This is a genomic window from Photorhabdus sp. RW14-46 (genome assembly GCF_963887965.1).
Classification (GTDB): Bacteria; Pseudomonadota; Gammaproteobacteria; order Enterobacterales; family Enterobacteriaceae; genus Photorhabdus; species Photorhabdus laumondii.
Genome location: NZ_CAWPHH010000002.1, coordinates 104,030 through 126,033, shown reverse-complemented (window position 1 = coordinate 126,033; position 22,004 = coordinate 104,030). Strand labels below are relative to the sequence as shown.

General features: G+C 40.8%; 22 protein-coding genes and 1 pseudogene. 14 read left to right on the top strand and 9 right to left on the bottom strand.

Annotation, left to right across the window (positions count from 1 at the left end; all coding sequences use genetic code 11):
• Window positions 1–43 precede the first annotated feature (43 nt).
• The 4 genes from AACQ38_RS02370 to AACQ38_RS02355 are packed head-to-tail and all read left to right on the top strand — an operon-like array spanning window position 44 to window position 7,050.
• Window positions 44–1,504 (top strand): DUF3375 domain-containing protein, encoded by a 1,461-nt coding sequence (locus AACQ38_RS02370; RefSeq protein ID WP_165577328.1) that lies wholly within the window; start codon window positions 44–46, stop codon window positions 1,502–1,504.
• Window positions 1,505–1,553: 49 nt separating this feature from the next.
• The gene (locus AACQ38_RS02365; RefSeq protein WP_165577327.1) at window positions 1,554–2,447 is read left to right on the top strand and encodes a DUF4194 domain-containing protein; all 894 of its coding nucleotides are present in this window, start codon (window positions 1,554–1,556) and stop codon (window positions 2,445–2,447) included.
• Between the two features lie 14 nt (window positions 2,448–2,461).
• On the top strand, window positions 2,462–5,857 hold the full coding sequence (locus tag AACQ38_RS02360) for an ATP-binding protein (protein ID WP_165577326.1): 3,396 nt from the start codon (window positions 2,462–2,464) through the stop codon (window positions 5,855–5,857).
• A complete protein-coding gene (locus tag AACQ38_RS02355) occupies window positions 5,854–7,050 on the top strand; it encodes a Wadjet anti-phage system protein JetD domain-containing protein (RefSeq protein ID WP_165577325.1) in 1,197 nt (398 codons plus the stop codon). The genes AACQ38_RS02360 and AACQ38_RS02355 overlap by 4 nt, the downstream gene beginning before the upstream one ends.
• Before the next feature lie 41 nt (window positions 7,051–7,091).
• Here AACQ38_RS02355 and cynR read toward each other — a convergent pair whose 3' ends face one another.
• A complete protein-coding gene (gene cynR, locus AACQ38_RS02350; protein WP_165577324.1) occupies window positions 7,092–7,994 on the bottom strand; it encodes a transcriptional regulator CynR in 903 nt (300 codons plus the stop codon).
• A 380-nt stretch (window positions 7,995–8,374) separates the two neighbouring features.
• Here cynR and AACQ38_RS02345 point away from each other — a divergent pair, with 380 nt between their 5' ends.
• Complete coding sequence (locus AACQ38_RS02345; protein ID WP_207631766.1) at window positions 8,375–9,283, top strand: IS4 family transposase; 909 nt, start codon at window positions 8,375–8,377, stop codon at window positions 9,281–9,283.
• Between the two features lie 15 nt (window positions 9,284–9,298).
• Window positions 9,299–9,592: pseudogene (locus AACQ38_RS02340) on the top strand (transposase); the annotation flags it as partial.
• 326 nt (window positions 9,593–9,918) lie between these two features.
• Here the strand turns inward: AACQ38_RS02340 and AACQ38_RS02335 are convergent.
• A complete protein-coding gene (locus tag AACQ38_RS02335; protein WP_165577323.1) occupies window positions 9,919–11,001 on the bottom strand; it encodes a hypothetical protein in 1,083 nt (360 codons plus the stop codon).
• 576 nt (window positions 11,002–11,577) lie between these two features.
• On the opposite strand from AACQ38_RS02335, the gene AACQ38_RS02330 reads away from it, so the two are divergent.
• The gene (locus AACQ38_RS02330; RefSeq protein WP_165577322.1) at window positions 11,578–11,979 is read left to right on the top strand and encodes a hypothetical protein; all 402 of its coding nucleotides are present in this window, start codon (window positions 11,578–11,580) and stop codon (window positions 11,977–11,979) included.
• 549 nt (window positions 11,980–12,528) lie between these two features.
• On the opposite strand, the gene AACQ38_RS02325 is transcribed toward AACQ38_RS02330, so the two are convergent.
• Together AACQ38_RS02325 and AACQ38_RS02320 are read right to left on the bottom strand one after the other, a co-directional pair.
• Window positions 12,529–12,846: a helix-turn-helix domain-containing protein gene (locus AACQ38_RS02325; RefSeq protein WP_242685503.1), complete on the bottom strand. Its 318-nt coding sequence runs from the start codon at window positions 12,844–12,846 to the stop codon at window positions 12,529–12,531.
• 27 nt (window positions 12,847–12,873) lie between these two features.
• Window positions 12,874–13,143 carry a type II toxin-antitoxin system HigB family toxin gene (locus tag AACQ38_RS02320; protein WP_165577407.1) on the bottom strand — a complete coding sequence of 90 codons (270 nt, stop codon included), beginning with the start codon at window positions 13,141–13,143 and terminating at the stop codon, window positions 12,874–12,876.
• A gap of 214 nt (window positions 13,144–13,357) precedes the next feature.
• Here AACQ38_RS02320 and AACQ38_RS02315 point away from each other — a divergent pair, with 214 nt between their 5' ends.
• Window positions 13,358–14,017: a carbonic anhydrase gene (locus AACQ38_RS02315; RefSeq protein ID WP_165577321.1), complete on the top strand. Its 660-nt coding sequence runs from the start codon at window positions 13,358–13,360 to the stop codon at window positions 14,015–14,017.
• Between the two features lie 27 nt (window positions 14,018–14,044).
• Window positions 14,045–14,515: a cyanase gene (cynS, locus tag AACQ38_RS02310; protein ID WP_165577320.1), complete on the top strand. Its 471-nt coding sequence runs from the start codon at window positions 14,045–14,047 to the stop codon at window positions 14,513–14,515.
• Window positions 14,516–14,805: 290 nt separating this feature from the next.
• Here the strand turns inward: cynS and AACQ38_RS02305 are convergent, their stop codons facing one another.
• Complete coding sequence (locus AACQ38_RS02305) at window positions 14,806–15,681, bottom strand: alpha/beta fold hydrolase (RefSeq protein ID WP_165577318.1); 876 nt, start codon at window positions 15,679–15,681, stop codon at window positions 14,806–14,808.
• A 605-nt stretch (window positions 15,682–16,286) separates the two neighbouring features.
• Here AACQ38_RS02305 and AACQ38_RS02300 point away from each other — a divergent pair.
• The 5 genes from AACQ38_RS02300 to AACQ38_RS02280 all read left to right on the top strand — a co-directional run bounded on the left by AACQ38_RS02300 (window position 16,287) and on the right by AACQ38_RS02280 (window position 19,459).
• Window positions 16,287–16,457, top strand: a complete 171-nt coding sequence (locus AACQ38_RS02300) for a hypothetical protein (RefSeq protein WP_158538212.1) — start codon at window positions 16,287–16,289, stop codon at window positions 16,455–16,457.
• Complete coding sequence (locus AACQ38_RS02295; protein ID WP_109791239.1) at window positions 16,435–16,932, top strand: hypothetical protein; 498 nt, start codon at window positions 16,435–16,437, stop codon at window positions 16,930–16,932. The genes AACQ38_RS02300 and AACQ38_RS02295 overlap by 23 nt, the downstream gene beginning before the upstream one ends.
• A complete protein-coding gene (locus AACQ38_RS02290) occupies window positions 16,932–17,405 on the top strand; it encodes a hypothetical protein (RefSeq protein WP_011144521.1) in 474 nt (157 codons plus the stop codon). Before AACQ38_RS02295 ends, AACQ38_RS02290 begins: the two co-directional genes overlap by 1 nt.
• Window positions 17,406–18,231: 826 nt before the next feature.
• On the top strand, window positions 18,232–19,170 hold the full coding sequence (locus AACQ38_RS02285) for a helix-turn-helix transcriptional regulator (protein ID WP_165577317.1): 939 nt from the start codon (window positions 18,232–18,234) through the stop codon (window positions 19,168–19,170).
• 130 nt (window positions 19,171–19,300) lie between these two features.
• Window positions 19,301–19,459: a hypothetical protein gene (locus AACQ38_RS02280; RefSeq protein WP_165577316.1), complete on the top strand. Its 159-nt coding sequence runs from the start codon at window positions 19,301–19,303 to the stop codon at window positions 19,457–19,459.
• 20 nt (window positions 19,460–19,479) lie between these two features.
• On the opposite strand, the gene AACQ38_RS02275 is transcribed toward AACQ38_RS02280, so the two are convergent.
• The 4 genes from AACQ38_RS02275 to AACQ38_RS02260 form a co-directional block, all read right to left on the bottom strand.
• On the bottom strand, window positions 19,480–19,869 hold the full coding sequence (locus tag AACQ38_RS02275; protein WP_165577406.1) for a hemagglutinin repeat-containing protein: 390 nt from the start codon (window positions 19,867–19,869) through the stop codon (window positions 19,480–19,482).
• Between the two features lie 256 nt (window positions 19,870–20,125).
• Window positions 20,126–20,614: a hypothetical protein gene (locus AACQ38_RS02270; protein WP_165577314.1), complete on the bottom strand. Its 489-nt coding sequence runs from the start codon at window positions 20,612–20,614 to the stop codon at window positions 20,126–20,128.
• Complete coding sequence (locus tag AACQ38_RS02265) at window positions 20,611–20,874, bottom strand: hypothetical protein (RefSeq protein WP_165577313.1); 264 nt, start codon at window positions 20,872–20,874, stop codon at window positions 20,611–20,613. The genes AACQ38_RS02270 and AACQ38_RS02265 overlap by 4 nt, the downstream gene beginning before the upstream one ends.
• Window positions 20,875–20,919: 45 nt before the next feature.
• Entirely contained in the window at window positions 20,920–21,189 is a 270-nt protein-coding gene (locus AACQ38_RS02260) for a hypothetical protein (RefSeq protein ID WP_165577312.1), read from the bottom strand.
• Window positions 21,190–22,004: the final 815 nt, after the last annotated feature.

The following is a 22,004-nucleotide window of genomic DNA, read 5'->3' as shown; positions in this document are numbered from 1 at the left end:
TTGGTGGTGATTTTTTACTTATCACCACATAGAGGGAGGCAAGTTGAATTTCCAAGGGTTACAGGCAAAGTACCGCCGTCTATTTCAGGAAAGTGCTGCCTGGAAACTGTTGAGAGCTGATAATGCTCCTGTAATTTTGGCATTTTTGGGGGAGTTATTTTCCGAGGATAGTGAAGTCCCTTTTAGTCGTGCCCGGGTGTCACTTGATGCAGAGCTGGTACGCTGTCGTGAACTTGGCCTTTGGGAAACTGAAACAGGAGCGGGTACTTATCTCAATAAATGGATTCGGGAAGGCTGGTTGCGTGAGATGGATGACACATTAACTAAAACGGATGCCAGTGAAATTGCACTCCGCTTTAGCCAAGGGCTTGATGAACGCAATTCAGGGACCACTGCGTCTCATCTTCGAATTGTGCAGGAAGCGGTCAGGGACTTTGCAATAGCGATTAGCCCAAATGCCGATGAGCGTGTCGCGTTTTTGGAAGATAGAAAATCCGAGATTCAGAGAGAGATTGATGCTCTGAGGGCTGGCGTTGTGACCGAATTAACCAAGGCTGAGCAGCGGGAAAGAATTCGTGAAATTTACCAACTGGCTTCTGTTTTAACGGGTGATTTTCGCCGTGTTGAAGATGAAATTCGTCAGTTGGATCAGGAAATTCGTATTCAAATTATTGAGGGGGACTCCACCAGAGGAGATATCCTTCTTGCTGTTTTAGAAAAGGAAGCGTTACTGGCTAAAACGGATGCCGGTAGTGCGTTTGAAAGCTTTTTTGATTTGTTATGTGATCAAAATAGAACGATGGAGCTACGAGATCAGCTTCGAAGTATTTTAAGTCGTCCGGTCGCAGAACACTTAAGTACCCAACAGCGCCAATTCTTAAGTCAGCTCATGAGAGAACTGAGCCGCGAGAGTGACAGAGTTTTTCAAATCAGGCGAAGAACGGAAGAGAGTTTGCGTGCTTACATAGAGAGTGGCACTGCTCAAGAAAATCGTGCTGTTGATAGATTGCTTGGTCAATTGGAACGACTCGCCATTGAATTGAAGAACTTAGGTTATGACTTGCAAACGGCAACAATGCTGTCACTGCCCGTTGGCGCGGCAAGTATTAGCTCTCCGGAAAGCATGCTGCTTAAATCACCTGATGAAAAGCTGGATACCTCAGATGCTGAAGAACAGCTCAATTCTCGCGAACCGAGTATGCAAATGCTGGATTGCCTTGATGTTGTTCAAATTCGATTAATCGCTGAGAGGGCGCTAGAAACGTTAAAAGAGTTTGGTCCAATGACGATTGCGTCTATTGCAAATTATCAGCCGATTAATTCAGGGTTGGAGGAGTTAGTTGCCTATTTGAGAGTGGCCAAATCTGTCGGGGCGGCATTATTGGAAGAAAAGGAATCAGTTGAAATCAGTGACAAACGGGGAGCTCGCTTGCGGGCATCTATACCCACTTTCTTGCTGAGTGCGGACCTGTTTCCAGACAGTTTGGATGAATTGGTTCTTTAGATGGTGAATAGAAAATGGTTGTAGAGATATATAGTGAGGGTTGTAATGCATGGTAGGTAAAAAGTTGAATAAAGATAATGGTGCCCTCGCTACCCTTGGTAAGTCTGATTCCAATCCTCAGGAAGAACAGAAGACAGGGTTCTTCGATCAGTTGATAAAACACCATACTCAATCAGAGTATGACCCGCTTACAGATACAGCCGGCGTTGAATCTGATGTTGCTTTTTCGATTGTCAATCAAAGCCCATCCTGTGAGGTTGATGATGTATTAGTCAGTAAGCACGCTGAAAACTCAAACAGTGATATGCCGCCTGATGCGCGCCGGGTGCTGGTTAGCTTGCTGCGTCAGGGTGTTATTTTGTCTTCGCAGAAAGCTAAATTGTTTGAATTACTTTGTCGATACCAATCTGCTGTACGCAAACATCTGTCAGAAGTCTATTTGAGGTTAGTTTTAGATGAAAAAGCAGGTGTCGCCTTTATCGCTGGCTTTCAGAATGAGGAAGATACTGAATCATTAGGTATAGATGATGAAGAGGTTGTCTCTCTGATTAGCCGAAGGACGCTCTCTTTATACGATACCTTGTTGCTGTTAGTGCTGCGTAAACACTACCAGGACCGGGAAACTTCGGGAGAGCAAAGGGTTATCATTGATATTGAACGTATAGAATCTCATCTGACACCGTTTTTACCGCTGACAAACAGCACGAAATCTGACCGAAGAAAACTCAAGGGCGCTCTTGATAAAATGGTGACGAAAAAAATATTGAGTTCGGTCCGGGGAAGCGAGGATCGCTTCGAGATTACGCCGGTGATCCGCTATGTAGTCAGCGCTGAATTTCTCGAAAGCATGCTTAATGAATACCTGAAAATGGCGGGAGAGAAGGGTATTGAGCTAAATAAAAATGGCAGCGACGCTGTTGATTATCAAGATGAAGAGGAATAGACAGGAGATGAAAAATGACTGATCAAACTCTTTCGGCTAATTCATTATTTCACGTTGGTCAAATCAGATTAGCTGAACTCTCAGTGTATAACTGGGGGTCATTTAATGGCTTGCATACCGCGTTGATCGATCCTATGGGAACGCTGGTCACTGGAGATAATGGTGCCGGAAAATCGACATTTATTGATGGCCTTATGGCTTTGCTGCTTCCTGCCGGAAAGGCAACTTTTAATGTGGCTGCGGCGCAGGGTGATCGTTCTGACCGGACTTTACTTTCCTATATGCGGGGAAGTTTTGGATCTGCCCATGACGGAGTGGGGACGAGAGTCAGAAGTAAGCGTGAATTTGGCGTGGTGACTGGGCTTAGGGCTTTGTATCAGGGTGATGATGGGTCAAAAATTACGCTTGCGGCGCTTTTCTGGATTACTAAATCGACGAATGTGCTTGCGGATGTGACACGCGTTTATGTTGTTGCCAAAAGAGATCTGACTCTTAAGGAAATGCTTAATGCTTTTGGGAACGGTAATGCCCGGGCATTCAAGCAATGGCTTCGTGATGATCCGACGATTACGTGCTGTGATGATAATTTTTCTGATTATCAGGAGTTGTACCGAAAGCTCCTGTATATGGACAATAAGAATGCGCCTGCACTGTTATCGCGGGCGTTAGGTCTGAAAAAAATTGATGATTTAACCGGGTTGATTCGTGAATTAGTACTGGAACCGAGTACGGTCAAGGATGATGCTAAAAAGGTCGTGGAAGAGTTTGCTGATCTGGTGGCAATTCATAGTCAATTAGTGGATGCAAGAGCACAAAAGGTGCACTTATCCAGGTTACCTGAACTCAACTCAATTATCGAAAAAACAACCAAAGAATTTGCGGAGCTAATGGCTGAGAAAAATAGTCTCCCGGTTTACTTTGGTGAGATTTTTGCACAATTGTGGAGTGAAAAAATTACTGATATTGAGGCTGAACTGGAAGCGCTACTTCTAAAAATTAGCCAAGTTGAAGGGCAGAAAGTGGATGCGAATAAGCTGGTTGAGCGAAGGCACGAGGAGTACCTTCAATTTGGTGGGGATAAAATAGAGTCGCTAAGAAAGGAAGTTGATCATACCCAAACTCAGTTGAATCGGGTGGTTAGAAATTCATCTCAATATCAAACTCATGCCAACGAACTGGCTCTCCCTTCTGTATTAGAGGAGGCGGTATTTCTCAAAAATCAATCCACCGCATCAACTCGGCTTGCCAGTATTCAGCAAGAAGAAGGAGAGTATCAGGACAGGTTTGCCACCATCAGTGCTAAATTCAGCGAGCTACAAGCAAATATCCATGATATCTCTCAAGAAATTCGGGAAATCGAGGCAAGACCCGATTCCAATATTGATGTGAAATATCAGCAATTGCGAGATGAACTGGTTAATTCTTTAGAATTAAGTAAAGAGCAATGTGTATTTATCGGTGAGCTTATCGATGTCGAAGATCGTGAAAAGAGCTGGCAGGGCGCGATAGAGAGGGCGTTAGGCGGGTTACGAACAACACTTGCTGTGCCACATCATTGTTATTCAATGGTGACTCGTTGGTTAAACGCTCGGCATACGGGTTTACATGTCCGTGTTCAAGTTGTGAATGATTCTACAACTCAAGGCCAATCGGTGGTGTTTAAGTCTGATGGTTATCTAAGGAAACTGGTTTGGCGCACTCACCCTTATCGAGAGTGGCTCAAGCACCATTTGCAACGATTTGACCTGCAATGTGTTTCAAGCACGGAAGAATTGGATCAAACCCCGTTTTCGATGACACAACAGGGGTTAATGCACATGGATAAAGGGCGCTTTGAGAAAAAAGATCAGTACCGAATAGATGACAGAAGACGCTGGTGTCTGGGTTTTTCAAACAAATCACGTTTAGCCATTCTGAATAACGATAAAAAAGAGTTAACTCTGCAATTGGCGGAAACCGAGAAAAAGGTGAGTCAGGCCCGTCAAGATTTGAATTCTGTTTCTGATCGTAAAATTCTTTGGGAGAAGATCCAAGGTTACCGCTGGGATGATATTAATGCTCCTTACTGGCACGAAAAGCTTTCTGATTTGCAGGTTGACCTTAAGATGTTGGAACAGTCAGGTGGTGATCTTGATAAGGCCAGAGAGCGTTGGGAGTCGGCTAAAGAGCAGCTAGTTCAAATTCAATCGGTATTAAATCAGCTCAACTCTGATTCTGGTGGCGTTAAAAATACGCTGAAAAATGCAAAAGAAGAATGGAGCAAAGCGCGGGCAAAAGCGTCGAAAGGATTACCTGATTCAGCCAGACAATTACTTGCGATTCGGGTTGGCGTGCTTAATACAAACGATTTAGGCCGGATGTCTGAATTGGTGTTGAAAGTTGAAGAAGATTTAGAACGTCTGTTAGATATTAGCCGAAACAGTAAAGACAAAGCAGAAAGATTAGCCATTAGCATTATGGTCTCATTCAAATCTAACGATAAATGGCAAGTCTTCACGGTTGACTGGCAAAGTAATATTGGTGGCTTACCTGATTATCTTAATCATTTACGACAACTGGAAGAGGAAGGGCTTCCCAACCTTGTGGAGCAGTTTATTGAACGTTTGAATAAGCATGCAACGCAGTCACTAGCGCGGATTAAAACTAAGCTTGAATCTGAACGGGAAGATATCCTTGAGCGGATTGATATCATTAACCGGGTCCTCAAGCGTACAGAGTTTCGATCAGGGACACATTTAAAGCTAGGTTCAAAGAGAGAGAAATTTCCGCATGTTAATGAGTTTGAACAGCATTTGCGTAAGGTGCTGAGTCAGGTAACCAGTGATGACCATGAAGCACGGTTCCGTCAATTGGCTAAAGTAGTTGAAATACTTGGCAAAGCGAGTGCCCCTGGCTCCTCAAATACATTGGAAAGTTTAAGGCTGCTTGATCCTCGTTATCAGATGTCATTTTATGCCGAAGAGTTGGATAGTAATACCGGTGAGATTCGGGATGTCTTGGAGTCATCTAGTGGAAAGTCCGGTGGCGAGAAAGAGTCGTTTGCGGCGACTATTGTCGCGGCAAGTTTGGCCTATGTTTTGACGCCGGATGGCTATGATCGACCGGTTTACTGTACTGTTTTCTTGGATGAAGCATTCTCAAATACGGCTGAAACAGTAAGTCGGCGGGTGCTCCGAGTATTTAGGGAGCTCCATATTCACGTTAATTTGATTACGCCTTATAAGAACTTGAATCTGGCAAGAGAATCTGCTCGTTCACTGCTCATTGCGGAAAGAGACCAGGAAAACCATGACAGCCATTTATGTGAAGTGACTTGGGAAGAGATTGACCGGAGAATGGGCGAAGAGAAGGAGAAAAAGTTGCCTGATGAGGCGGCTGATTTGGGTATTGAGTTTGAGAAACTGACATGAAAAGAGGGCAGTATGAGGTGCGTTGGGGGTTATTGCCATCACAAGTTAAGAGCATCATTAGGCAACGTGAGTGGGATAACCTTTCCTCACTAAAATCCCGGTTACTGGGCATCAAGGCATTCCCTATTCGCGTTGGCTTGAAACCGCCCAAAGGGAATTCTGCCATATTAGATATAGCTCATTTTCAACGGTTTATTGATGAGTGGAAATCATTTCCCCATCAAGATCTTGTAGAGTGGTCTTCCAAAAATTTCAGGGAACTATCTGAACAGCGCATTCCAACTTTTGTTGTCATTGAATCGATGCAATGTCTGATTCAATTTTTAGGGAATGATGCCCTTTCCCGAAGTAAGGTGTGGGAAAGAAATATGAAGCCATTTTTGTGGGTTAATAAAGATCTCTACCCTGCATTGGTTAAGTGCATAGATATTGTGGAAAAACTCTCGTTGAGGGATGCGGAATTATTAGCAAAATTGTTGCCACAATTAAAGCAAGGCTTAGGGGAAGGGCAATATCTAAGAGCACTGCCACTCATTGGAATTGATACTAAGTTTCTTGAGAACCACCAAATCCTGATCGAAGAGCTGGCCGATATTATTCACAAGGGAGCTGTTTCGGCATCAGGTGGTCTTATCGCTTGGTTGGGATGTTCAATAAATCCTAAAGGCTGGTTAACTATCAGGCCGCTTTGCCGTGCTGCAACTGTTGCGCTTGGGGGAATGCCGATACTACAAATACCTAGCGAATTACTTAGAAGGCATGAACTTCCGGCATCGAATATATTAATAGTTGAAAACTTACAGTCTGGTTTAGCATTACCCGAAATGTCTGACACGATAGCGGTGATCGGCGGGGGGAAAAACATTGCTTGGATGGATGCAGCTTGGTTGAAAGGTAAGCGTGTAGGGTATTGGGGAGATATTGATACTTGGGGTTTATCTATTCTCAGTGATGCCAGAAACAAGTTTATGGATATTGAGCCTCTGATGATGGATGTTAAAACTGTTAAAGCTCATGAAGATAGAATGGTTCCTGAACCAAATCCAGTTGAATCTAATCCTACATTGCTAAATGAGGATGAAGCAAAGTTGTTTAATGATCTCATTTCTGGCCGGTTCCAATCTTCACGTTTAGAGCAGGAGCGCCTTTCATCTGATTACATTAGAAACAAGCTTACGAATTGGCTGTCCTAATACGGAAGGGAAGCCGCCAGACGCGATGTGTTTTCTATTTATCAGAAATCGTCACTTTCTTGGTGTACATCGAAATGGTGTATGATGAGATTGGCAAACGCTTGGCTTGCCGCGCTTCGATATGCACCACGGCGCCACAACAGTACTGCATTGCGTTGCGGTAACGTAGGTCGAATTGCAATGGAATAGAGCCCGGTCTGTTCGTGGGCGATGACATCAGGTAACAGAGTTGCGAGTCGCCCTCGACGGACAATTTCTACGATTGCACTGATGGAGTTGGCCTCAATTGCAATGCGTGGGGTGATCCCCTGTTTCTGGAAGTACAAATCAATATGGCTCCGCGTTGCAAAGTCTTTACTTAGTAGCGCTAGCCCTTCATGTTCCAACATTTTCGCCGTCAATGATGTTTGTTGACCAATAAATCGATGCGATTGACCAACGATCAGGCTAAGTGTTTCGATGAACAATGGTTCGCTATCAATGTCGGGGGAACGTATGTCTGAGAACGCGATGCCGAGATCGAGTTGATTCTCCGCTAAAGAGATCTCTATCTGGTCTTGTGTCATTTCCTTGATATTCAACGAAATTCCTGGATAGAGTGCGTTGAAACGTTCTACCCAATGGCCGATGAAGTAAGTGGTGAAGGTGGGTGTCATTGCTAGCCTGAGCAATCCGCGGCTTAAATCCTGCACATCATGAATCGCACGTTGCCCCGCATCCAGATCCTGCAATGCACGACGGGCGTAACTTGTGTATACCTCGCCAGCATCGGTGAGTCGCACACTCCTTCCAGAGCGGTCGAACAGTTGCACGTGCAGTGACTCTTCAAGTTGTCTGATTTGTTGCGATAGGGTCGGTTGCGAGACATGAAGTTCCTCTGCGGCGCGGGTGAAGTTCTGATGTTCGGCAACTGCCAGTAGATAACGAATGTGTCGTAGCAGCATATCAATTAACTATTTGAAAATAATATGGAAGTAATGACATCCTGAGCTTTGAGACTATAGAAAAATTCGTTCATTCTTCACCTGTTAGCTGTCTTATCGGCCACGATGGAGTGAAGACTATAAGGGCTTCTTGAACATGTCAACGCTGGTGTGTCCCAGTTCCGAAGTTAGTGCTAACGTTGGTGGTATAACTCCGTAGCTTATCCCTGAGCAGATCATGAAACTTAGCAAGGTAGTAGATGAGTCAGAGCGCTTGCTATATGGATTTAGCGAAAACCGCCATAAACCTCTGCTAATGCATAGTGCCGATTCAGTTGATCGGTTGACAGATCCTTAAAAGGTTTCAAAATCCGGTATCAAACTTTGATGCCGGATTTTTTATGTCACTTCAATCGTTGCTAGATTCAACCATTTCGTTCAATGAAGAACTTTCTTCTCTTGATAAACTTAGCCACTTTTTAGATAGCGACCTTCTCAAACAACCCTTTGAAAAATCTGGTGTAGCAACTGTACGTAAGCGACATTTATCATTAGATTCAGTCATCTGGTCTGTCATTGGAATGGCTTTTTTTCGTCATGAATCGGTGTGGGATATCGCCAGTAAACTTGATATTTCATTACCGGTTAAAAAGGCGTTGGTAGCGCCGAGCGCTCTTGTACAAGCCGGTCAACGCCTTGGCGTTGATGCGGTAAAAGAAGTCTTTCAATTAATTACAGCATGTCATTTTAATGCGCAGCAATTTGAATCCTGGTGTGGTTTAAATCTTCTTGCTGTTGATGGTGTTGTTTTCAGAACTCAGGATAACCCTGAGAATAGAAGCGAGTTCGGTTGTGAAAAAAACAAATATGGAGAAAACAATTATCTCTCAGTAAGAATGTGCTGCTTGATGGAGCTTTCAAGTCATCTACTACTCGAGAGTGCCTTTGATTCACGACATGTGGGTGAAATGACTTTAGCAAGCCGCCTTATTGAGCGAACCCCTGATCATTCTTTGACCTTATTTGACAGAGGTTACTATTCCTTAGGACTGTTAAATCAGTGGTCGACAACAGGAATAGAGAGACGTTGGATGATACCTGCAAAGAAGGATTTAAACTATGAAGAGGTTAGAAAGCTGGGCGATAAGGATTGGCTTATTACCTTGCAAACATCCCTACAATCAAGAAAAAAGTTCACTGATTTACCGGACGAAATAACAGCGAGATTAACAAGTTATACGATAGATAAAAAAGAATATCGTGTATTAAGCTCTTTAGTTTCTCAGCAAAAATATCCTTATGATGAATGAGTCGAAGTCTATCAGCAGCGTTGGGAAATAGAATTGAGTTATAGGGAAATCAAGCAGACACTTCTTCAGTCAAATCATCTACTAAGAAGTAAAAAACCTGAAATGGTGAAACAGGAACTGTGGGGCGTATTACTCGCCTATAACCTTGTCCGTATTGCACTGATTGAAGCGGTGAAGGAAACCGAAATCTTACCAAATAGACTCAGCTTCTCGCATTGTGCGCGGCATGTGATAATCTACCTGATCACAACGCCACTGAGCAGTGCGGGTAATTTACCTAAGCGTATTGGGAACATTAAGCATGTTTGAATTACCTGAGAAGCTTCCTGACAGAAAATATCCGAGAGTAGTGCGGCGTAAACCGCAAAAATACCCGGTAAAAAGAAAGGCCAGTCAGCTTAACTGACTGGCTTTACGGCTAATGCGGGCCTTTTGCGACAGCCTCGACAGGACGGGGAGCTGTAACAGAAATGATTTATGACGATGATAGATGTATTCCTAATAAGAAAAAAAGAGCTGGCTAGTAAATATCTGCCGAGAGGAATGATATCCTCATCGGCTATCCTCTGAACCTTAGAAACTCATAAAATGCTAAAAAGACAGCATGATTAATTTAAGCCTAAGCAAAATTCACGCTAATTTTTTAGTTTGCTATTAATAATACAATATAAGAGAGTAGTAAAATTTACGGTTGCAGCTCGTGTACTTTTTTCCTTAAATTGTTCTAGTAAAGATTTACACTTATCCATATTTTTATTCCAATCATTTCCATCAAGATATTGCTTAATTTTCTTAGCTAATTCCAAGAGTTCATTATTCTTAATTATTAATTGATTAATAACATTAGCGTAATGATAGCGAATTCCTTCACACGCATCAGAAAGACCTTTAGTTGAATGGTACAGCTTATAAGCAATGAGCAATTCAAGATTTGAGTCAATTAAACTTTTTTCCTTGAGAATAATCTTGTTAGAATAATCATTATATTTCTCAATCTTATCTGATATCATTATTCCTATCACAAAAATCAAACCAGATAAACCTATGACGAAACCCCAGAAACCCCAATCCACAGGTAAGATTTCTTCTTCATTAAATTTTCTTTTCCCAAACTCCATTTTTTTTATAATATCTTCAATAGAAGAAGGTGTTTCTGTATTATCCCTGAAAATCACGCTTAATAATCCATGAAGAACATTATTTTTTTGATTATAAAGGTCTTTAATTTCATCTATTGCATCCATATTGTTTTTATCTTTTTTCAATTTATTTTTAAGTGGGTTATAGATCCTTGATATGTTGTTTTTATATCCATTAATATTATCTCTTAATGAACCTGATTTATTTTCTATACTATCATTTTCCTTAAAATATTTTAATCGACCATTCACTAAATTAATGTGTGTTACTAATTGCCCCGAACTCATCCTCAATTTATTGATATTTATAGAGGAATTGTTTATATCCTTTTGTAATTCTAACATCTCGTTATTAACACTTTCAGAATGAATTTTAATTTCTCCTGAAAATTCAGACAGTAAATTATTTATTTTTGGTGCTTCTCTTTCAATAAGATTTTGTAGATTATTAGTAATGTTAACTAATTCTTGATTGCCATTATCAACATTTTCAACTTTTAGGTTGTTTTTATCTAAAATTATTATATTTTCTCTGAATTCCCGACATGCGTTCATGAAATTATTCAAATCATTATCCATAGGTAAACCTCACTTTTTTGTCTTTAGGTGGTCAAAAAATTATATATTTCAGATTTAAAAGCTAGTATATACATAGCTGGAGGTCAATGAACAAAATATAATAATCCATACTATAAATAAAGTGATAATTGTTCTTGTGATGCTTTAAATAGCTTTGCGAAATAATTAATCATCTTTACAGAACTCAGTATAGTTTGAGTAATTTAATAAGTTAATGAATCTAAAATATAATCACTGGCCGGGTTGAATTAACAGTTTGGTGTCAGCGTAGAAAAACTGGCTCTCAGATTATTTTCTACTTAGATGTCTTTCCCATCAGGTTATATTTTCATTAGCATATGATATAGCATGTTTTTCCCTGATAGGATTTTCATTGTTATAATTCCCTAAACCGATGTACTGGTATCCACTATAAATATTTAATTTCTTATCAATTCACTTATAAAAAATAAGTCTATGAGATTTATTTTTATTGTATACGATATAGATTATTGAGGAAGAAAATTAGAATTTAATTCTAAGTAACTCAATTTATGTTTAAACTAGTAATATTTATTATAAGAGAGGTATTTTTGAATGGCTAATGTATCAACTATTAAGAAAGTTATTAATGAAACCCAAGATAGCATTTATATTGTAGTGGGGCAGGAAAATAACAAATCTTATAAAATTGAAAGCAAATCAGAATATGGAGTTAGCATAGAGGTGCCGTGGATTGGACGTGAAAACGAAAATAAGAAGGCTATTCGCATAACGATACCCAGTGCTCCAACTTTTATTTGGTTTTTCCAAGATTATCACTTCCCTCCAAATGAAGATCAAATTAAATATCATCAAGGTGAAACATTTAGCTATAAATTAGCTAAGAACGTGGATGGAGAATCTTCTGGGGGAGGAGACAAAGTTTTATATTTCTATGAGAAGAAAATTACAGAGAATGGAGTAACAAAATTTATAAATTGGTTTGAATTAATATAATTATATTAATATCACCACTGTACTGAGTATGATCTTACGAATGTAATGATGGAGACTTATCGTGAACTATTTTAAATTAGTGTTAAGTTTGATCAACACAGCTTGTATTAATTTACTAAGTCTCAATGATTATTCAGAAGAGTGACATTAATACGTGGAAGCCACCTCGGGTGGCTTTTTATATTCTGAATTAAAAAACCGCAATAACAGCTTTGGTCTTAGAATGAAGTTAAATAATTAAATACTGAAATTTATTTACTACATGTTAAGAGGTCAACCAAATGGAGGTTGGCTAAACCTCTGCTAGGAAAAAGTCGTTGACCGTGTATTATAAATACCTTTCTTGTTTTTTCCGCGCCCAAGCGCACTCAAGACTGATGCTTCTAATTTTCTCCTCTCCGGGTTAAACTCTTACTGCGATGGCAGAAGAATTTAACCAAACTTACTATGCGGTGATAGGTCGCTTGCCTAATAACTCGGTGGTAAGATTTGAACAGAATGAGAACGATAAAAAAGCCGCATCATTTGCATGGTGCGGCCACGATGACATTAATTATTCTGAATCATTAGAGAAACAGCTCTAGCCTTAATATGCGCAATCGTTAATGAGCGTTTACCAGAGAAAATCTGGCTGATAAGCGACTTAGAACCGATTTCCTCTTTCAGGTCTGAGTAAGAGAGTCCGTATTGATGTATTAGTACGCGTAGCGCTGCTACACCGGTTGGTATGTCATCTACTGCTTTATTAAATGCAGCAAAGCGCTCATTATTGTTTTCATACTCAGTGATTTTAGCGGCTAGAAAGCCAATATAGTGGATTTTCATCATTGTGCTCAATAAGGTAATCCACCATTGCCAGAGCATCATTATATGCGTCCTCGGAAGTGCAGTTCCCTAAAAGAAGGGAACAGTAGCTACCAATACCTTTATGGCTTCAAGTGCTTTGGTAGGTTCTGCAATCATTCTTTCGTCTCTATGTCTGTCTATTACCCACCATTTGTCTCTGTATTTGAAATTATCAAGACTGGGGAACTGATTTCGTAATTCCGCAGGGTTCTCAAAATCTTTTTCTTTTAACTGCTTATACGTTGCAATAATCGCATCCGCATCATTTGGGAAATCGCGAGCAGCTTTCTCAAATGGATCTTTGGAAATAACGTGCATGTCACTCACTCAGTTTACGTCATGTAAACACTGTAGCGTCATCATTTGCCGTTCGCAAAATGTAAACAACAAAAAACCAATACGTTGCCGCAGAATAACAATAAACTATTGGAAAATACTATAGCGATGATAGTAATCCGATCTTTGACGCTATAGATAAATTCGTTCATTCTTTATCCATCCGCTTTCTTATCGATCACGATGGAGTGAAGACATGCAGGATATTATTGAAGGCTTTTTACAATTCCAGCGCGAGGTATTTCCAAAGCGTTGCGAGCTTTTCAAGCGGCTTGCCACCAGCCAAAATCCGCGTACTTTGTTTATCACGTGCTCCGACAGCCGTGTGGTTCCAGAGCTTCTGACTCAGAGTGAGCCAGGTGATCTGTTCGTGATACGCAATGCGGGTAATATCGTTCCGTCGTACAGTGCAGAATCTGACGGTGTTTCCGCTACTGTTGAGTATGCGGTTGTTGTGCTTGGAGTCACCGACATTGTGATTTGCGGACATTCAGATTGTGGTGCCATGACCACAATTGCAAGCTGTAAATGTATGGATCACCTGCCCGCGATTACTAGTTGGTTGTGTTATGCAGATTCTGCGAAAGCGATTAATCGGGCCCGTGCGCACGTTAGTGAGCCTGCTCGAATTGATTCGATGGTGCGTGAAAACGTAATCGCTCAAATTGCTAATATCAAAACTCACCCGTCCGTGGCACTCGGGCTGGAACAGGGGCACTTGAATCTACACGGCTGGATTTACGACATAGAGGCTGGTTCGATCGATGCTCTAGACGGCTTAGCCAGCCAATTTGTTTCGCTTGCGGACTATCCGCATGTTTCTGCAACGCAATCCTTGTTTCACTACGGCATTTAAATAGCTTATTAATCCAAAGGAATCATTATGACACAATCTCAATACTCCCAAACTCCCCGGCTGGCCCTCACTGATGCTATCATCGACGCCAAGGCACGCAAGAATTTGACGTTCGAGGATATTGCACAAGGAACCGGTCTGAGTCTCGCATTCGTCACTGCTGCACTACTCGGCCAGCACCCATTGCCTGCCGATGCTGCGAGGGTTGTGGTTGACCGACTTGAACTTGAAGAAGATGCCTTCTTTCTGCTGCAAACTATCCCTGTACGCGGCAGTATCCCCGGTGGTGTGCCGACTGATCCGACTATTTACCGATTCTATGAAATGGTGCAGGTTTATGGTTCAACACTTAAGGCGCTTGTCCACGAGCAGTTTGGTGATGGCATTATCAGTGCGATTGACTTTAAACTTGATATCAAAAAGGTCGATGATCCTAATGGTGGTTCACGAGCTGTAATTACGTTAGATGGGAAATATTTGCCGACTAAGCCATTCTAAAACAATTGCAATTGTTGGCATCGGTAAGAGGTTTGAATTTGAGAGACAAACCTCTTGCCTTTTCAAATTAAAGTTTATTAACTAGCCACTTCGGTTTTTGCATAAGATGTATAGGGAGTAAATTGAAATTGCCGTTTCGCTCCCTGAATGAGCAAAATCAGGCCATACCAAGGCCAGCAAAGCCTGCGACGATGATAATAATCTCTACATCTTGGTCTACGATATGTTTGTTTGTGGATCATGGTCTGGTGTACTTTTATTCGTAATAGCTCTCCAGAGGATCAAAGGGATTATGACTGGTCAGCGGGGATTAAGGTCCCGGCAGGATAGAGCGAGGGGTCTGCGCAGAATTGGTCAATAATTTGTGCCAACTGCGCAGGACGCTCATAAACGACGGCATGTCCACACGCTATCTCTGTAAAGCGTGCATCCTGAATTGCACCAAACAGTGCTTTGCTGTGGCGGATGGGCGTCATTTGATCATGCGTACAGCCAATAATCAGTGTTGTGGCTTTTATCGTAGGAACAATTTGAGTGATATCAACCCGGCCATTAAGGTCCATTTGTAATGCTTCAAATTCCTCTGGTATGGCATTTTCGAAGCTGACTGCAAACTGATCTGGAGACATATTTACATGACTGGCACCGCTGAAAGCGCAAAACATCACAAAGTCTGCAATAGCTGGTGATTGGATCTCGTATAACTGACGCCAGACAGATAAAAATTGCTCTAACTGTAAATCTGTTTTCATCCATCCTGCGATTAGAACCAAATTACAAACCCGATCAGGACGCTTAGCGGCAACAGAAGCCGTAACAACAGCTCCCAAAGAGTAACCTATTAGTGTGACGGGTTCTCCTAACGCTGCTGCTTCAATAACAGCTTCGACCTGCTTTTCAAGATGTTCAAGGGTAAGCGTTTCGTTTGCTTTTATTGGTTGAGAAAAATCTAGGGATATAACTCGATTTTCCGAGGCAAGCAGTTGAAAGAGATAACCGAAATGTATTTCTGTGCTGCCGCCAGTGCCATGTACCAAGACGATAGGATTTCTCTTGGCGTTATTCTTAATTGGATCGAGAGGTTGGGATGTGAAGAACTTTACCTCTTTTCCATCTACGTTGATAACACTTTCGTTGATATTAAATTTTTGCTCGGATTTATTCATGGTGATTAAATATCTCCTGATAGATATAGGTTATTAAATAATTATCTTGTTAGTTGCTTAATTAAATTAATAACCAAGTATAGAGTTATTGTCAAATTATAAAACTAAAATAGTGTCGCACTTGAATATTCCTATTATTACAAACCTCAATATTAGGTATTGATTATTGTATTTTGGCGATATTGCAGGTAGAGGAAATAAATTGCAATTCATTAATTAAGCTATGAATATTTTGTCAGGCTGAGTGGAAGAAATATCAAAATATTAAAAAGCCCATATGCTGGATTATCTTATTAATTTCTTATTCCATATTGACAGATTTTCATCCTCATACCATAGTGATTACATCACTTTTTTTATGTGATTGCATTATTAAATAATTTGATTCATTTATTGCTTGGATATTATTGATTGATAATTTATATAATTAGGAGTTATCAGTAATACACCAAAAATCATTTTTCGAAATATTTTATGAAGTGTTTTTTTCGCTCTGACAGCATTCTGCTATAACGTTCGACTCAGTTTATACCCTATGGATTTCAAGATGCATCGCGGCGGCAAGGGAGAGAATCCCCGGGAGCATAGATAACATAGATAACTATGTGACCGGGGTGAGCGAGTGCAGCCAACAAAGAGGCAACTTGAAGGATAACGGGTATATACCATTCATCAGCGTGTATAGTCTGCTTCAGAGGGATAAAACTGAATGGCATCATCAGATATTTAACACACCTATTCAGGAGATGAAAAATGTCTACTCGAATCGTGAATGAACGAGATCCGCAATATGTGGTGGCAGAAGGTGAGAAACGAGCTATACGCACGATTAAGCTATTTATTTCTTTGGGCTTTATCGCAGAGGCTGGATTTCTTTTAATGGGGCTTATTTTGTTTCCCGATAATGGCCCTTTGGTATGGCGTCTCGTATGGGCGCTTGGTTTATGTGGTATTGGCATGGGGGCCGCCGTTGGGGGGTTGACTTACTTGGTATCAGCACGTTTCACGCCTGGAAGTACCGGCGCTTATATCATGACCGCAGTAAGTAGCACTCTGTTATTCAGTGTTTGCCAAACACTTTGTTGGGGCTTGGACCACAACGTGGGGCTGAATTATTGGGGTTCAATAGAAATGCCGTTGCTATTCCTGATTAAAGGATATACTGCCGCACTTATCGCTGGCATTTTGGGCAGCTTTCTTCTTAACTCAGTAACTGGTGCGAGATTTCTTGCTCGTCTCAAGGTCTTTTAGTGAATAAGAAATTAACTTTGCCCAATAGCTTTGCCGTTTCCGTATTTCTGGCTGTGTTGGCTGCATGCCTGAATCTTATATTATGGCGCGCTGATATATTAGAAATGGCACATAGCATCCCGCTGAAGGGGTTAATGATTATTTGGTATATTTTGGGATGGGGTTTTGCTCCGGGCTGCCTGACCGTGCTCACCATCAATTCAATCAGAGGAAGATTACCTCGGAGGGTGGGTGCGGTGGTCGTCACGCTTATAAGCTTTCTGTTGGTTACAGGGATTTGCGGTTTGGTTTATGCCTACCTGACAAACTCTGTTTTTATGCAAATTGCTATGGGAGGAGAAGCTCATCATCATTCCTCGGTAAATCACGGAACTATTCTTGGTTTTATTACGCAACTACTGCCCAGTTTATGTGCAACGGTTATCTCTATCGTGAATGCTTTTTCGATAAAAATGGGAAAGCAGTTTAGGTGATAAGATCTGAATAAATTCTTGGTGGCTAAACCGCTATTATTATGTTGACAGTTTATTACTTGTGAATCAGAGCTTCCAAAGCATAGCCAGTCGACGGTTTTTCTCCCATCCTGTCATGATGCTCAGTTCCCCGACATAAAGCGAAAGATATTAGGCCCCAGTTTTGCGAATGCAAGATTGGGGCTTCCTCACTAATACAGCTTTACAGTAAGCTTTTTTAAGTCCGCTGACGCTCCTTATCCTCTCTGTGTGCTGGATACAGAGTTCACTGGCGTCGATTCCTCTACCGTCTGGTATTGTTAGATTTATTCCTCTAATTACCCTAGTTTTTCGTTACAGTCGTGCCTTTAAGCCCAAGGGAAAAGTTTTGACTGATGTGTAAGAACGTCAGAAATCGACAAATAGACGGAAAGGAAACCAACAAATAGACGCTATCAAAACCAGCATTTGGACGATATGGAAGCCATCAAATAGACGCTGTACAAACCAGCATTTAGACGAGAGCATAAGCTTCACTGGCTGACAGAGATTGGCAGGGTGGCATCTTACTTTACACAGGTAACAATTGCCTGCCAATTAGCCACATACCGAACACATTTTGCAGTACCAATGAATGCGCTTTGGGGGCATTGATATCTACCACGTCCTAAAGGACGTCTTAATTCAGCCCAGACTTCATTTGAAACCAGCCGCCATGCAGATAAATACTGAAAGATTAATAAATTGCAATTTTTTAGTAAAAAACTATTGAAATATACTAAAAAAGAAGCAAGACTGTTTTTACTACATTATTAGATATATTTAGTAAAACGAAAGGAACATCACCATGATAAGTGAAGCTTTGGTAGAACTAGCCCTGCGTACTTTATCCTGTACCCAAAAAGAATTAGCCAGCCAACTTGGTGTGTCTCCTACCCAGATCACTAAATGGAAAAAAGGTGAGCATATGTCTCTGGATATGGAAAAGAAACTCCGGGATATTGCAATGATAGGAGAACTGGACCCTCAATTTATTCTCTGGACGGGCTCTTATGAAGAAGCCATTAAATGGCAAAAACTCATATACCGTCTTGCTGACATGGCTCACGATAATGCAGAGACTGGATATATTACTTACCCCTTGTTGGACGAGATGGATCTCTTATGTTCAAAAGTTTCCAGAGTACTTACAGACGTGGGGATAAAGCCGCCGAAGTCATTCCCTGAAGAGCTGGATGTTGATGAGGATGAAGAATTTTGGGGGGCGATAGAAAAGGATAATTACGCTAATATCATCTACAAGATCTTCAATGCACTTAATAATGTTTATGGCTTCTACGCTGCTTACATTTCTGACTTCATCTATGATGAAGAGTTAGATTTATTTGATACAGAGGCAGGAAACATTGAACCCTGCTTGGTTGCTCTGGCTGCTTGTAAAATTGAGGTTGATACAAAACTGGCTCCTAGGTACAAAGAATTCAAATATAATGTTATGAAGGATTATGAAAAATGGCTCAATATTGTTAAGGATAAAGCGTTTCGGGCTGGTGTTCCTCTCAGGGCAGAACTGCTCGCGTTAATTTATGATTCTGGTGACAATCTCGGTCTTGAAGCCGAAGCAGAAAGTTTGGGGTTTAATTCTTCACGTATCCATCCAGACATTTATATGAACGAACTTCTGGTTGGCATGCGTACGATTCACCAGGTTCTTCCCGCTATATTGAAAAAGTTGGAAATTGACAAAGAATTTCAACTAGATCCATCTGCTTTTCGTATAGGATGATTCTGCGATTAAACACCAGCTCATCTGGCAGTTTCCTAAATTCAGGGTGTTCTGCCAGATGTATAACGAGTGATATATCTGTGAAGTGGGAATCCTTTTCCTTTCGTGAGAGAGCAGTCAACAAGAGTTGATGGAAGACAAACTTTATTTTAGCTTCGCAGCAGGTTATTTAGTGTGTTTTCAGTGTTTGCAATCGGCTGTCTTGGGTATCTTTGGCTTCATTGGCTGTTTACACGGCCGTGTTAATAGCGCTGCCTACTGTACCGGGCAACGCCAGCGTCAGACCTGACTGTTTTTGCTCGGTTTTGCTCAGTTCGGTATGGCTGTTTTTCGTGGCCGTGATAGTGACTTTTTTAACTTCAATATTAATATCTTTGCCGGCGATAATATCGCTGCCATGCAGGGCAGCCTGTTCCCCGGCGCGCAGTGTGACATGGCCGTCACTGCTGCCACGGTACTGCCTTTTTGCGGGGTGGCATTGCTGTCGCTGGACTGTTTGAGTTTTGAACTGCCCATCGTAAAGCCCACGCCACCGGTGCCCATCAGACCGGATTTTTTCTCTTGTTTGAAGTGTGTTTCATAACGGGCTTCATCAGAGGTGGTGATAGTGAGCTGATTGCCTGCGGCCAGATTAACCTCCTGAGTGTCCGCCACGTTACCGCCGATGATGTTTAGGTTATGCCCGGTTTGTACGGTTATGCTGTCGCCGTTGAGCGTTGAGCGTTGAGCGTTGAGCTCTGTGCCCGGCGTTCATGCACCTCATCGTGGGTTTCGGCTGAGGATTTGGAGAGTGAGCTTTTACTGGTCTGTTTGCTGTGTTCTACCAGGTCTGATGAAGCGGTACCCACTTAAATGTGAGCGAATACTTCCTGTACTTCTTCGTGGAGAACTTCCCCCTACTTGTTGGGTGTCCAACTTTCGGGGTGCAGTTCACTTGGCTGGGATCTTGTATCAGTCAAAGTTCCAATAAATATGCTTTAACAAAATCATTATAAGTTTCATGTAGATGATAAAAATTTGCATCAGGTTCGGTTTTTAATACCTGATATCTCTCTACCAATTTATCAAAAAGTCCCTCAGGTACAAGATATGGTTTAGGTTCATTTTTTGCACAATAGAAGTAGAACAATGCCTTTTCTAATTCGGGAATAGACAATGCTTCAGTTTTATTGAGCAAGTAGTCAAAAGCATCTTGCCAATTGGACTCCGATAACATCAAAAAATCCAAAGCAGTAGATTTGACTGACTCACTATGCAAAAGATTTACGTTTATGATTTTTATACAAAAATCTAAACAACATTCAGAATCTTTCAATAACAACTCGCCTAAATAATCTGTCGCATCGTCAGAAGGATCTTCGTATGAATTTGCATTCACATAGCCATGTTCAAGATAACTATTTAATCCTGCAATCAATTCAATAAGTTTTATTCTTGCTGTCATTTGAAAGTTCCTGTTTGAACAGTCGCTAATCTCTTCGAACTATCAGGCAAAATTGTCCAAGTTGCATAAACTCTAACCTCACCATTATTTCCTGAAACAACGACAGACGTTTTTCTGTTTTCAGGTCTAACGCTTTTTGCTGAATCCAGCAGTTTATCTATTATCATATGGTTATTAGCTTTAGTATCAGGAAGACCTGCATTATTTAGCACCCTATTCATTTCTTGAGAACGCTCAATATTGTGAATTTTCTTCTCCAAAATAGATAAATTCGCCTTATTTTCTGGATTTTTAGCAAATTCCTTCTAGTTTTTAATTCTTAACTCTTTCAATGCATTGTATTCTTTTTTGAGTGCATCAAGATCACCCTCTGCCTTACCTCGCATATAAAGCTCTACTTTATCAACTGGATCAACTGGTATCTTGGCATCACCTTTTACCGCAGTGATATGTTCTTTTCCATGCATATCCGGTAATGATTTGATTTCAAACTTTTCATCTACATTTTTTACAAGTTGATTATTAGATAATGACTTCCCATCAAATTTACCTGTCGGATGTTCAACATTCGTCACAGTGTAGTGGCGTATGAATTTTGGACATCTCACAAGCCTGCTATCAACCTTTATCGTATAATTATTATTCTACTTTACCTTTTGGCGTTTGGTTTTCAGCGGCATGACCGCTGCTCAGACGCTGGCGGTCTTCACCGAAACTGACGTCCAATTGTCAGTGGAGCTTCGTTTCTATGTTCCGGGGATTATCATAGGCAAAGAATCGGGTTATAAACCACAAACGGCACCACCGTCGCTGTATCTATGTACTGGAAACAACGCTGCGAGTCTGATTGTTCAAATTAGACTCGCAGTGTGTTTCTTTCCGATCATTATATGGAATAAAAATTCTTTCTTATTTAAAGTGTTAATTTGGTTGATGTCTGGATGTTATTTCGGAAATTAATTTTTCTATTAATTACATTTATCAACATAATTGCTATTTTAAATATAAATTTCTATAATTAATGCACTTGTATGGCATTCAATACAAATATAGTTTTAATATCTATAATGTTAGTAATGTTCTATCTAAGTAATTAGCATGTTAAACTCAATGTCTTGATTCCCATAGGAAGATATTTCGATAAACTCTTTCTTCTTTATCATTGGTGAATTATGGCTAAATTTGATGTAATTTGTCGTGCAGCGACCTGCAATCGACAAGAGCTGAACTTAGTTGGTCAACTTAAAATGAAAAGACATACTATCTGGGCATGGATTAATGTGACAGAACCGAAGCATGAGTAAAATTCCAATCTAACTATTTTGAAAATATAAACCTCTGCTATCCATTATAAATTCCTAAAGCTAAATAAAGTATTTAAAGTAAATAA